The following is a 12,642-nucleotide window of genomic DNA, read 5'->3' on the forward strand; positions in this document are numbered from 1 at the left end:
GAGGATTTGGTTCATCACCGTCAGTGTGCAGTAAGCTTCATGTTTCCCGCGCCGTCATCAAAAATGAAGGCAGGGCCGACAACACGTACACTACGGTCTGTTATGGGAGCAAAAGACGCCGCTGAAGCAGCTACGTCATCATTACGACTCGGTCGAGCATCTGGCATGGGAACAACGACATTTTTGAGCGCGCGACCACCCTTGCTACTGGCCCGCAGCTCACTGATCTTGTCGACATAACCGGCCCAGTTGCATCTTCTGAAATCACCGCTTCCCTGATAGTTATATGCGGTAGACAACTCGACATAGGGCTTACCGTTCGAGACCGACACCATATCGGCCGTTTCGCCGTTCGGATCATTCAGAACGTAGAGATCGACATTCTCCCCCTGACAAATAAAACGGCATTGTGCCATTGTTTCCGTCACGCTGTCGGACTTCTGAAACTGTGAATGCGGAGCTGGGAAAAGATAACCATCCGACAAACGCACGCAATAAGTCAGAGCGCCTTTGATACCATTCGGCACCCATGGCTTGTCGTTCGTTGCGACAGACGCAACTTTGGGACGGTCAAGTTTCACTTTTGCTGCCGGACTGGCAGTCGGTTGTTCTACGCATGATCGGGAAGAAAGCGAACTGGATGAAAGCTGCCGCTGTATTTCAGCTATTCTTTGAGAAAGATCGCGGCAAGGATTGAAAAAACCGCCGCGTTCGTCGCCACCCTTGCAACCACGGCTGCGTTCCAGCGCGCGCAGTGCCGAAAGCTGGCGCTGCGTCATCATATCCGCAGCACCGGCTGCACGCGTGCAGGACGCGGCAGCCAATTGCGGGAAACAGAACAGTCCAATCAAAAGAAGCAAGGCGAAAGATTTTGCCACCACAACACCTTTGAAACCCATAACTTTTGATGATCACCTCACCGACAGGAGCTGACGAGGTGCTTCCATTTCTGAGCTCCCTCGTTTGGAGTTCAGCACTTGATCCGGATCCATTTCCGATACCAGAGCGGCCAATGCCAATCGAAGATAAAGCGGCGCATCAGTGCGATCTATCGCTTTCAGCGCAACTCGCGAAATACCGAGAGAGTGGGCCAGCTCCTGCTCGGATGTGTTTAGGGATGCACAGATTCTCGCGAGCTTTTCGTATGCACGTCTACCCATTACCGTTGTTCCCTCCTCTGTCATTTCGGCGATCATTTCCGATCGCCATTGCCTTCACCATTTTATATTCAGCCCCAAGTTACCCTCCCATATCCGGTTGCGTTCGCCACCAAGATTGGTCGTGTAGTCCGCAGTCGCAAACAAACTGGCTTTCTCGGTAATGTCCAAGGTCAGCCCGCCACCCAGTTCCAGCGATGTGCCCTTGAGATCAGTCACAATCGGATCGGTGGCAAAACGTACAGTCTGATCCGATGAAAAATTCTGCCAGAGATTGGCTTTCAGATATGGCCGTAATTTTCCGACCGAAGTTTCTTGTTCACCCTGCAATCTGAACCCGATCCGGCCCGTCCACGCATCATCTGTATCAAACGCTACCGAGGAATAACGATCGGCCTGATCATCAAGCGAGAGATGCTGCCAGATCAGTTGCGCCTGCGGCTCCAGTGTCCAGCTTTCGCTCAGGGCGACAGGATAGCCTCCTTCGAGCGAAGCCGTAACCCCATGCCCGTCGAGGTCAATACTCTGACCTTCATTCGAGGTTGCATCACCACCGAACCACGTTCCCATAAGTATGGCGTCGAGATACCAGCCTTGCGGCCCGATATGAGTCCAGTACCCGCCGAAACTCGTACCCGTAACTTCGAGATCGCCAACAGCGAGATCGTTCCAGCCAAGAGCTTGCCCGGTGATATCACCTGTTGCGCGGGCATAACCGAAAAACAGACCGAAGCGGTCAAAATGTCCGCCATCCGTCTCGCGACCCAGAATATCCTGTCCCGCCTGAATACCAAAGAGCTTTCCGTCGAGACCCGGTGCAACCGTTCCCCGCCATTTCATATCAATATCCTGCCCGAAGACCCTGCCCCAGCTCGCAGGCAGATATCCGGCAGTTTTCAGCAAATCCTGCTCACCCCGACGTTCATGAAACGTACCGAGAGTAGAAAGCGCCAGATGGTCCGCCACAGGCGGCAAAGCTGAATAAACCGGCACTTCCTTGCGATAGAGAGAAATCACGTCGCCCTTAACCCTCGTTGCGCCAGGTGAAGGCGGAACTGCTCCATCGAATGGAAGGTCAACATTCTGTTGTTGACCCGTCGTATTGTCGGGTGGATTGGGAGCCTCCGCCGATACGGGAGGTGGAGGCGAATCGGGAGCGGAAGCATCTTCTGTTACCGGAGTTTCTGTATCCGGATCGACAGGCAAAGTCGCTGGAGGCTGCTCGAGTGCGGATGGCGGCGCAGTTGTTTCGGGCTCTTCCGGCGTAACGGATGTTCCCCCCGTCGAAGCAGGCGGTTCGCTTCCACGAACCAAAGTTGATCTCAGATACCAGTTCTCGGTGGTATTCGCCGTTACACCGCCCTTGAACAGAAAATATTCGTAGGCACCGGCAGCAGCACGACCGTTCAGCGAAAAAGCATTCTGACTGGTGGAACCACCATTCAATGCTTGTACGACCATAATGCCGTCCGCATTTGTTGCAGCGCCTGCCCCACCCGCATTGGTAACCGCAATAGCGGTGTTACCTGATGCAACACCTGTATCGATCACAAGCTTGTCCGAAGGAGCGCCATCAGAAGCCAGAACGGTATCTAAAAACAGAAGACCGTTCTGCCCGACGTAATTACCCTTGATCGTAAATGTGTCAGTAGTGCTCGTCCCTCCATTGGTGAGGTCAATACGCCCGGCGTTGAAGACACTAGCCAGTTGGCTTGCTGCGAACGGATTCACACTACCCATTGCAGCACCGCCATAGATGGTACTCGTCGCATCGATATTGAGCGTCCCCGTTCCCGTTCCGGCATCGCCCAACGTAAGAGCGCTGTCGAAAACAAGGCGCGTATCGTCAGTAAGGTTGATTGTTTCCCAGCTGTCAAAACGGGAGACTTTTCCTGTTTTCACATTATTGAACGTGAGAACATCATTCCCCTCGCCGCCGCTAAGCCGCGCAGTAGCGCCTATATTGGCATCGGTAAGGTTGGCAAGAACGGCCGTATCGTTATCCGGGCCAAGATCAATCTTCCCATAGATTATGCCGCCACCACTCCATGAAAACTGATCATTACCGAAACCGAGCAGAACATCACCCGCAACCGTGCCGCCCGTCATGGTTACACTGTCGGTTCCACTACTGATGCTTATATTGCCGCCGATCATACCGCCAGAAACGATAATCGTATCATTACCAAGCCCGGCAATCAGATTCCGGTCAATTGTTCCGCCAGACATGTTGAAATAATTATTATCGAGCTTGAGATTGACGCGTCCGATGCGTCCATCAGTCATCACTGCATAATCACCATCGTCAAAGGCATCGACGATACGTCCACCCGACATAAAAAATTGGTCGTACCCGTTACCCTGATTGAGCGAACCAATCTCGCCCCCCGTTATACGGAACTCGTCAATATCATTTCCCTGACGAACATTGCCTGTAACGCTTCCGCCCGTAATGAGAAAGCTGTTGAGACCATCGCCCTGATTGACATTCCCGACAATCGAACCGGAATGGACTTCCACGCGGTCCACACCGGAGCCGAACGCTACATCTCCGCTGACGGTGCCTGTCCCTCCAGTCGGCAAAAGCAATGTATTGTTACCATTGAGGTCGGTAAGACCACCGGGAGATGTGCCGCTGTCGCAAATGAATGTGTCATCACCTAGCGTCGGCGAAAACGAACATGCAGCCATGCCGGGAGTGCTTTGTAGCAAAACCGTTCCTAAGGATATGAGCGCTGTGCTGGACAGAAAACGGATGGCGCGCGAGCCGATGTTGCGACAATGCATTGAAACCCCTCAGCTCTTTGCAGTGCTCTACTCACAACAATAGAAGGGTATTTTCTTTCATTAGGCAACGTAAAATATCACTTCAAAAGTGAAACTACTTCCACAAAACGGAGATAATCAAAATTTCAAAGCAACCATATCGATTATCAAAATATGACACCTTTTCTTCCGAGTAGAATAGCATGAAATATATTTTATAGCGTAAACTGCTAATTTTGCTCATATATTCGCCTTGATCCCCCTGAATAGGGGGATTCACGCGTTGCCGCACACAGCGCGCTCTGGTTGAAATTGGTGTAAGCAACCGAACACCAGCTGGATGTGATAAAACCTTCAAAACGAGCCCAATATTAACTTTATCTACGTAAGCCCGGTCAACCGGACAGATCTGAACGTCTCTTGACCCAGAATCCGAGAAGCGGATTGATTAACAACTAAATCAATGCAGATTCGCGGGCGAGATGAACGGCAGCACTATGACGAGCAAAGCGGACTTGATCAGAATTAGAACATTCCAGACGGGCGAGACGGAAGTGTTTTTGCTGTAATTCTACCGATACAACAATGCGAGTTCGACATTCCGATCAGCGCAGACGACCAACCCGATATCCGAGACGTGGAGGGGTTCTATCGTCAGGGAAGCGGCGAATTTTGGGTAGCCGAAGCCGATGGTCACATCGTTGGCACCATAGCCCTCAAGGATATAGGGCAAGGTCAGGCTGCTTTGCGGAAAATGTTTGTCGCCAAGGCTTATCGCGGTTCCGAATTCGGTACTGCACGCAAATTGCTTGCAACGCTCATTTCGCACGCTCGCGAACGAGGCGTTACCAAAATATTGCTTGGAACGACCGAGAAGTTTCTGGGCGCACATCGGTTTTATGAAAAGAACGGCTTCGTGGAAATCTCCCATAAAGATCTGCCGGAAGATTTTCCGCGGATGGCTGTCGATACAAAATTCTATGCAATAGAATTATCTTGAAGCACGCGACCACTCGCCTGCTTCAAGATAAGAGCAGCTTTCCGTCAGCTACGCTTGCGTTCTAGAAGTCGTCCCTATGCCGTATCGATTGCAGATAGGCGTAGGCTGTGCCCAGAAGCACGGGTACGATTACCAAAGCGGTCCAGAATAGAATGTTGCTCATCTCTGCCCTCCCTCCCGTGGTGCGTAGCGATGTGCTTTCTGCATTTCTGCAGGCTCTATTCTAACACGTAATAAGCCATTTTGTTCCAAATTCTTAATGAGGAGTTAACAGCCTCAATTGTTCTGTCGGGCGAGTATCACGGCAATCCAGTCGATAAATACCCTGACCCGAGGAGAAAGTTGCCGATCGCGCGGATATACAACAGATACTGGTGACGAGCTGGGCGGATAAGCGTGGAGTATCTGCACCAATTTTCCATCCGCAATATGCCGTATCGCATGATACCGAGGTATCTGAATCATCCCAAGGCCCAAGCTGGCCGCAGCCGTATAGCTTTCAGCGGCATTGACCGAAACCGGAGCCGGTATCGTCACTGTTTGCAACTTGCCGTCGACCATAAACTCCAGGGGCATACGGGCTATGCTGCCGCTGGCTCGGAAGCCGATCATCTGATGGCCATCAGTCAGTTGATCTGGATGCTGGGGCTCTCCAAATCGTGCAAGATAGGAAGGAGACGCGACAGTAACCTCATCCAGCATCGCAACACGCCGGGCAATCATGTCGCTATCCTGCAGGAGACCCACACGCAGAACGCAATCGATACCTTCCCGAACCGGATCGACGAACCGATCGCCCTCGGTCATATAAAGTTCAATATCCGGATATTTTTCCAGAAAAGCTGGCAATTCCGGTAGCAGAAAATGCCGCGCAAGCGTGCCCTGCACTTCCACCCGAAGCAAACCTCTCGGCATTGCGCCAGAAAATCCGCCTTCGGCATCCTCGATACTAGCTATGATTTCTATGCAGCGCTGATAATAGGCCTGACCATCAAGCGTTGGATTAACGTGACGCGTAGTGCGCAAGAACAATTGCGTGCCCAATCGTCTTTCGAGCTGCTTGATCGCGTCGGTGACGGTTGAACGCGGGATCCCTAGATCTTCCGCCGCCAATGTGAAACTGCGTCGTTCCAGTACACGGGTAAAAACCCGCATCGCATCAAACCGGTCCATCTGATTGTTCGCTACTTTCGGATAGTAATGACAAATAATGCCGGATTAAACGGTGTTAGAAAAGTGCGATCTTGCTGTGGGTTGTACAAAACCAAACCACCGGAACGGAGCAGACAATGTCCGATATGAAAAACAAGGTTGCCATCGTCACTGGAGCATCGCGTGGCATTGGCGCTGCCATTGCCGAAAGACTGGGCCACGACGGTTTTACTATCATCGTCAACTATGCAGGCAATGCCGCTCTCGCCGACGCCGTCGTCAACAAGATCGAGGCTTCGGGCGGCATTGCGCGAGCAGCACAGGCTGATGTTGCCGATCCTGCCGCAGTAAAGAGAATGTTCGATGCGGCCGAAGACGCTTTCGGCGGCGTAGATGTTCTCGTCAACAATGCCGGTATCATGACCCTGTCGCCTCTCGCCACAACAGAGGACGTAGATTTCGACAAGCTCGTTTCAGTCAACCTCAAGGGCACCTTCAATACCATGCGGGAGGCTGGTAAACGACTGCGCGACAATGGGCGTATTATCAATTTTTCCACCACTGTCGTCGGCCTGAAACTGGAAAACTACGGTGTTTATGCTGCAACCAAGGCCGCAGTCGAAACGCTGACGGCGATCATGGCCAAGGAAATGCGCGGTCGAAACATCAACGTCAATGCCGTTGCGCCCGGCCCCACCGCGACCGACCTCTTTCTCGATGGAAAATCCGAAGAACTGGTCAAACGCATGGCCAAGATGAGCCCGCTCGAACGTCTGGCGACGCCGGAAGACATTGCAGGGGTGGTCGCCTTCCTGGCCGGACCCGACGGCGCATGGGTAAATGGCCAGACATTGCGTGCCAATGGCGGGATCATCTAGAATACCCGTGCACGCTCTGCGAGAGCGTTTACCTCGTAGAGCGTATTATTCCCTAAACTTATCCTAATAGTTGTAGATAATCCCTATTCGCCTTGACAGTTTGTCGCGGTGAGGCTTCACATGAGCCGGATTCTTTTCGCCTTTTCTAATAGACTGGAAATGGCACCGGTCGTCGTGAGGGGATGCAAATGCTTATTGGTTTCAACCGGCTTTTCTGGGCCTTTGCAGTAACAGCTTGCCTGTCGGCAGCTCCACACACTACACAAGCTGCCGAAACCCGGCGGATAGAGATCACCAAAGATAGCGATTATTTCGGCTTCGACTTGCGTACGGAGAAGAATGTCTCGCTCGACCAGTGCAAAAGCATTTGTCTGGGCGACAATGCATGCCTCGCCTTTACCTACAATCCGAAGGTCAAGTGGTGCTTCTTGAAATCCGATTTCAACAAGCTCAATCAGTCCGTTGGCTCCATTGCAGGTAAGGTCGTCACGCAATCCGCTGCAGCCCGCGAAGTTGAAGATCTTGGCGCCGCGCCTGCCATCTCGTTCTTCGCCACCAATCTGGTTGACGAAGCCCGTCGTCTCAAGCGCGAAATCGGCGGCCTTGAAAGCTCCGACAGCCTGCGCGATCTGCGCAATGAAGCAGGCGCTGCTGGGATGAATGGCGATCCGCGCACGTCAATGGAAAAATTCCGACTGGCTGCCAGCATGTCGCCGGACGAAAGCGAAATCTGGGCCGGATATGCACTGTCAGCGCTTGCGACCGAGCCGTCCAATGGTCAGGAACGTTCCAAGTTCCAGCGCGATGCGACGTCGGCCTCGTGGTTTGCCTACCAGACCTCACGCACCAAGGATGAGCGCGCGCAAGCGCTTGCCGTCATGGCGCAGGCACTCGAAAAGCGCGATGCATCGCGCCCGGCTCTGCAGGCTTATGAAGCGAGCCTTGATCTCGTCAATTCCGCATCCGTTCGTGCCGCCTATGAAGATCTGAAGGCCCGCAAAGGCTTCCGCATCGTCAATAATACGGTCGATAATGATAATGCCGCGCCGCGCATCTGCGCGCAGTTCTCCGAAGAACTGGTGAAAAGCGGTGTCGATTATTCGAGCTTCGTTACGCTCGATAATGGCGCGCCAAAAGCCGTTGACGCCAAGGACCGCCAGATTTGTGTCGAGGGTCTGGAACATGGCCGCAATTATACGGTGACGTTCCGTCAGGGCCTGCCATCGGCTATTGGCGAAGTGCTGCCAGCTCCGGTCAATCTTTCGATCTATGTGCAGGACCGCGCGCCATCGGTGCGCTTTACCGGCGACAGCTTCGTGCTGCCTGCGAAAGCCCGTCGCGGCATTCCGCTGGTCAGCGTCAATTTGAGCACAGCCAAGGTCAAGCTCTACCGCGTCGGCGACCGTTCGCTGGCACAGCTTCTCTCCGGCTATCAGTTCCTGCGCCAGTTGGACAGCTACGACATCAGCACGGTTTCCGATCAGATGGGTGCGCCTGTCTGGGAAGGTGAGATCGAGGTTGCAGGCAATGAGCTGAACAAGGAAGCAACGACCAGTTTTCCGGTTGATCAAGCACTGCCGGAACGCAAGCCCGGCGTCTATGTGCTGACTGCTGAGCCGCTGGTTCAGAAGTCCGATGATGAATATGGCACCAAGGCAACGCAGTGGTTTGTCGTTTCCGACATCGGCCTTTCGACCTATACCGGGCAGGACGGCATCAATGTGTTTGCCCGTTCGCTGGAAAGCGCAGAGCCGCTTAAAGGCGTGAAGCTGACGCTGCTTGCACGGAACAATGAAGTGCTGGGCGAAGCGACCACCGACAGCGATGGCCGTGCGACGTTTACGCCGGGACTGACACGCGGCACAAACGGCATGGTGCCAGCGGTACTGATGGCAAGTCAGCATGATGAGGATTTCACATTCCTCGATATGGCTCGCGCCGGTTTCGATCTTTCTGATCGTGGTGTGACGGGCCGTGCCGTGCCGAAAGCGCTTGATCTTTATGCATGGACAGAGCGCGGTATCTACCGCGCGGGCGAAGTTGTGCATGTAGGCGCGCTTGCGCGTGACGACATCGCAACCGCAATTGATGATCTACCGCTCACCTTCATCTTTACGCGTCCCGATGGCGTGGAAGATCGCCGTCTCGTTTCCGATAGCAAACTGGCCGGTGGTCATGCCATCGACCTGACCTTGCCGTCGAACGCCATGCGCGGCACCTGGAATGTTTCGGTCTATACCGATCCCAAGCAGCCAGCGATTGCCACGCAGATGTTCCTGGTTGAAGATTTCGTGCCGGACCGGATCGAGTTCGATCTGACGTCTGACAAGCCGGAAATCGCTGTTGGCGAAACCGCCAATATCACCGTGGACGGACGTTTCCTCTATGGTGCGCCTGCCGCCGGTCTTGCGCTTGAAGGCGAAGTCACGCTTTCGACCAAGCGTCTGTGGGACCGCTTCAAGGGGTATTACTTCGGCCTCGCCGATGAAGAACAGGGCGAAGCCACGCGCCTGCCGCTCGATGGCCTGTCAAAAGTCGATGACAATGGCAAGGCGACTTTCCCGGTTACAGTCGATGAAATGCCGTCAACGACGCGTCTCGTAAATGCAGCCGTGACCGTTCGTATGCGCGAAACCGGCGGTCGTGCGGTTGAGCGTAAGATCGATGTTGCCATTCAGCCGGAAACCGATCTCATCGGCATTCGCCCGGATTTCGCTGGTGATGAAGTTCCGCAGGGCGGCACTGCAAAGTTCAGCCTGATCGCCTCTGACAGCAAGGGTGATCGCAAGGCGCTTGATGGCGCACAATGGTCGCTGGTCAAGATCGAGCGTAATTATCAGTGGTATCGCAGTGGCAACAGCTGGAACTACGAACCAGTGACTTTCACCAAGGCGATTGCCAACGGCAAGATTGACCTTACAACCGATAGCGAGGCTGAAATCAGTCTGCCGGTCGATTGGGGTCGCTACCGTCTGGAAATCGAAACAGCTGATGCTTCGGGCCCGGCCACAAGCTCTGAATTCGATGCGGGCTGGTTTGTCAGCTCAACCTCGACCGAAACACCGGACGGGCTCGAAATCGCGCTCGACAAGGAACATTATGCGGCGGGTGACACGGCAGAACTCAAAATCTCCCCGCGTTTTGCCGGTGAGTTGCTCATCACCATTGGTGCAGAAAAGCTGCTTAAGACAATCACCGCAAGCGTGCCGGAAGGTGGCACCACCATCGATATTCCGGTGGGTGAGGATTGGGGTGCCGGTGCCTATGTCACGGCGACTTTGTTCCGTCCGGGTGAGGCGATTGAAAGCCGTATGCCTGCGCGTGCGATTGGTCTTAAATGGCTGAAGGTCGATCCTGCCGACAAGCAGCTTGCAGTCAAGCTGACCCCGCCTGAAAAGATCACGCCGCGTTCCGCACTTTCCATCCCGGTTTCGGTTGAAAATGCGGGTGGCGAGCAGGCCTATGTCATGGTCGCGGCAGTCGATGTCGGCATTCTCAATCTGACACGCTATCAGCCGCCGAACCCTGAAAACTGGTTCTTCGGCCAGCGTCAGCTAGGCCTTGAAATGCGCGATATGTACGGTCGCCTGATCGATGGTTCGCTCGGCGTCACCGGCAAGCTGCGCACAGGTGGCGATGGTGGCAATATGGCAGCGGAAGGCAGCCCGCCCACCGAAAAGCTGGTTGCGCTGTTCTCCGGCCCTGTTGAACTCGACAGCGACGGCAAGGCAACAATCACTTTCGACATACCGCAATTCAACGGCACCGCGCGCGTGATGGCGGTGGCATGGACCAAGAAGGCCGTCGGTCACGCGGTGACCGACGTGATCATCCGCGATCCTGTGGTCATCACCGCTGGTCTGCCACGCTTCATGGCCCCTGGCGATCAGGCCAATATCCGCTTCGATATTGCCAATACGGATGCACCGGACGGCGATTATCGTGTGAGCCTTGAGACCACCGATAATCTCGGTGTTGAAGTTGGCTCCTATCCTGAAAGCATTGCGCTTGAAGGTGGCAAACGACAGTCGATCACCGTTCCGCTCAATGCTGTGGCAACGGGTGCCGGTGGTGTGACTATCCGGCTTTCCAACGATGCAGGCCTTAACGTTGAACAGGCCTTGGCATTGCCGGTGCGTCCGGTCGATCTGCCGGTCACGAGCCGCCATGTCGTCAATCTCACGGCCAATGGCGGAAGTGTGAGAGTCGATGGCGGCCTTCTGTCTGAAAGCCTGCTTGATGGTGCTTTTGTCAGCGTTGGCGTGACGCGCAGTGCGGCATTTGATGTGCCAGCTTTGTTGATGGCGCTCGACCGCTATCCTTATGGCTGCACAGAGCAGACCACCAGCCGCGCACTGCCGCTGCTTTATTTGAGCGAAATGGCTGCAGGTACGGAAGCGGCAGCGGGTCTGGAAAGTCAGGAAGAACTTAAAAAGCGCGTACAAGATTCCATCTTCCGCGTCCTCAACAACCAGTCTTCAAGCGGGTCGTTTGGCCTCTGGTCGCCGGGATCGGGTGATCTCTGGATGGACGCCTATGTGACCGACTTCCTGACGCGTGCCCGCGAGAAGGGCTATGACGTGCCGCAGCAGGCGATGCTGTCCGCACTTTCTAATCTGCAAAATGCGCTCGACTATACCACCGACGTCAAGGAACGCGGCAACGACATTGCCTATGCGCTCTATGTTCTGGCACGCAACAAGAAGGCTTCTGTTGGCGATCTGCGTTACTTTGCCGATACCCAGCTTGAAAACTTTGCAAGCCCGATGGCCGTTGCCCAGCTTGGTGCTGCACTTGCTCTTTATGGTGAGCAGCCGCGTTCGGAACGCGTATTCAATGCGTCGCTCCAGCTCGCAACCAGCCAGTCGAGCTATGACTATAATCGCTCGGATTATGGTTCGCCCTTGCGCGATGGTGCGGCAATGCTGGCTCTTGCTTCGGAAACCAAGCCTGCGCCGAAAGTGCTGCCATCGCTGATTACGCTGGTCGAGTTCCAGCGCGAAAAGGCACGCTATCTCAGCACGCAGGATCAGGCATGGATGCTGCTTGCAGCACGCGGGCTTCAGGACGACAATGGCGCAATCAGCCTCGACATCAATGGCACAGCGCATCAGGGCGCGTTCTCCGAGCGTCTCAATGGTGCAGCCCTTGAAGCACAGCCGCTGGTCGTCACCAACAAGGGGCAGGGTTCGGTTGATGCGGTCGTGACCGCAGTTGCACCGCCTGCGCAGTCACTACCTGCCGGTGGCGAAGGTTTCGCAATCGAGCGCACCTATTATACGCTTGATGGGGAACCGGCCAATGTCACCGGGGTCAATCAGAATGAGCGCTATGTGGTTGTTCTTAAAATCGACGACCTGCAGGAATGGCAGTCGCGTCTGCTTGTGACCGATCTGCTGCCAGCTGGTTTCGAGATCGACAATCCGGGCCTTGTTTCCAGTGCTGATCTTGGCAATTTCCCATGGCTTGAAAGCACACAGGCAGCGCATCTCGAATTCCGCAATGATCGTTTTGTGGCCGCTTTCGATCGCTCTGCAGGCGAGAAGAAGCCGATCACGCTGGCTTATGTGGTGCGTGCGGTGACGCCGGGTCTTTACACCCATCCGGCAGCAACGGTTGAGGACATGTATCGTCCGCAATTTGCAGCGCGCACGGCGACAGGCATGATGGAGGTGGCGGCACCTTAGTA

The 12,642-nt window shown here is 54.5% G+C and carries 6 protein-coding genes; 3 read left to right on the forward strand and 3 right to left on the reverse strand.

All coding sequences use genetic code 11. From position 1 onward, the window contains the following. Positions 1–20 precede the first annotated feature (20 nt). On the reverse strand, positions 21–878 hold the full coding sequence (locus AAE521_RS10690; protein WP_342061301.1) for a DUF2865 domain-containing protein: 858 nt from the start codon (positions 876–878) through the stop codon (positions 21–23). Between the two features lie 336 nt (positions 879–1,214). Beyond that, positions 1,215–3,944 carry an autotransporter domain-containing protein gene (locus tag AAE521_RS10695; RefSeq protein ID WP_342061302.1) on the reverse strand — a complete coding sequence of 910 codons (2,730 nt, stop codon included), beginning with the start codon at positions 3,942–3,944 and terminating at the stop codon, positions 1,215–1,217. 511 nt (positions 3,945–4,455) lie between these two features. Between AAE521_RS10695 and AAE521_RS10700 the strand changes: the two genes are divergently transcribed. Then, on the forward strand, positions 4,456–4,923 hold the full coding sequence (locus AAE521_RS10700; RefSeq protein WP_374864522.1) for a GNAT family N-acetyltransferase: 468 nt from the start codon (positions 4,456–4,458) through the stop codon (positions 4,921–4,923). Positions 4,924–5,199: 276 nt separating this feature from the next. Here AAE521_RS10700 and AAE521_RS10705 read toward each other — a convergent pair whose 3' ends face one another. Continuing rightward, positions 5,200–6,096: a LysR family transcriptional regulator gene (locus AAE521_RS10705; RefSeq protein WP_342061303.1), complete on the reverse strand. Its 897-nt coding sequence runs from the start codon at positions 6,094–6,096 to the stop codon at positions 5,200–5,202. A 116-nt stretch (positions 6,097–6,212) separates the two neighbouring features. Here AAE521_RS10705 and AAE521_RS10710 point away from each other — a divergent pair, with 116 nt between their 5' ends. Together AAE521_RS10710 and AAE521_RS10715 are read left to right on the forward strand one after the other, a co-directional pair. Further along, positions 6,213–6,953 carry an SDR family oxidoreductase gene (locus AAE521_RS10710; protein WP_071630829.1) on the forward strand — a complete coding sequence of 247 codons (741 nt, stop codon included), beginning with the start codon at positions 6,213–6,215 and terminating at the stop codon, positions 6,951–6,953. A gap of 182 nt (positions 6,954–7,135) precedes the next feature. Beyond that, positions 7,136–12,640, forward strand: coding sequence for an alpha-2-macroglobulin family protein (locus tag AAE521_RS10715; protein WP_374864503.1), 5,505 nt, complete (start codon positions 7,136–7,138; stop codon positions 12,638–12,640). Positions 12,641–12,642 lie beyond the last annotated feature (2 nt).

The organism is Brucella cytisi, from assembly GCF_038433355.1.
GTDB lineage: Bacteria > Pseudomonadota > Alphaproteobacteria > Rhizobiales > Rhizobiaceae > Brucella > Brucella cytisi.

What these genes read in the sequence shown, in the direction of transcription:
- AAE521_RS10695 (WP_342061302.1), bottom strand. Translation starts at nt 3,944, where the DNA reads ATGCATTGTCGCAACATCGGCTCGCGCGCCATCCGTTTTCTGTCCAGC.
- AAE521_RS10705 (WP_342061303.1), bottom strand. Translation starts at nt 6,096, where the DNA reads ATGGACCGGTTTGATGCGATGCGGGTTTTTACCCGTGTACTGGAACGA.
- AAE521_RS10710 (WP_071630829.1), top strand. Translation starts at nt 6,213, where the DNA reads ATGTCCGATATGAAAAACAAGGTTGCCATCGTCACTGGAGCATCGCGT.
- AAE521_RS10715 (WP_374864503.1), top strand. Translation starts at nt 7,136, where the DNA reads ATGCAAATGCTTATTGGTTTCAACCGGCTTTTCTGGGCCTTTGCAGTA.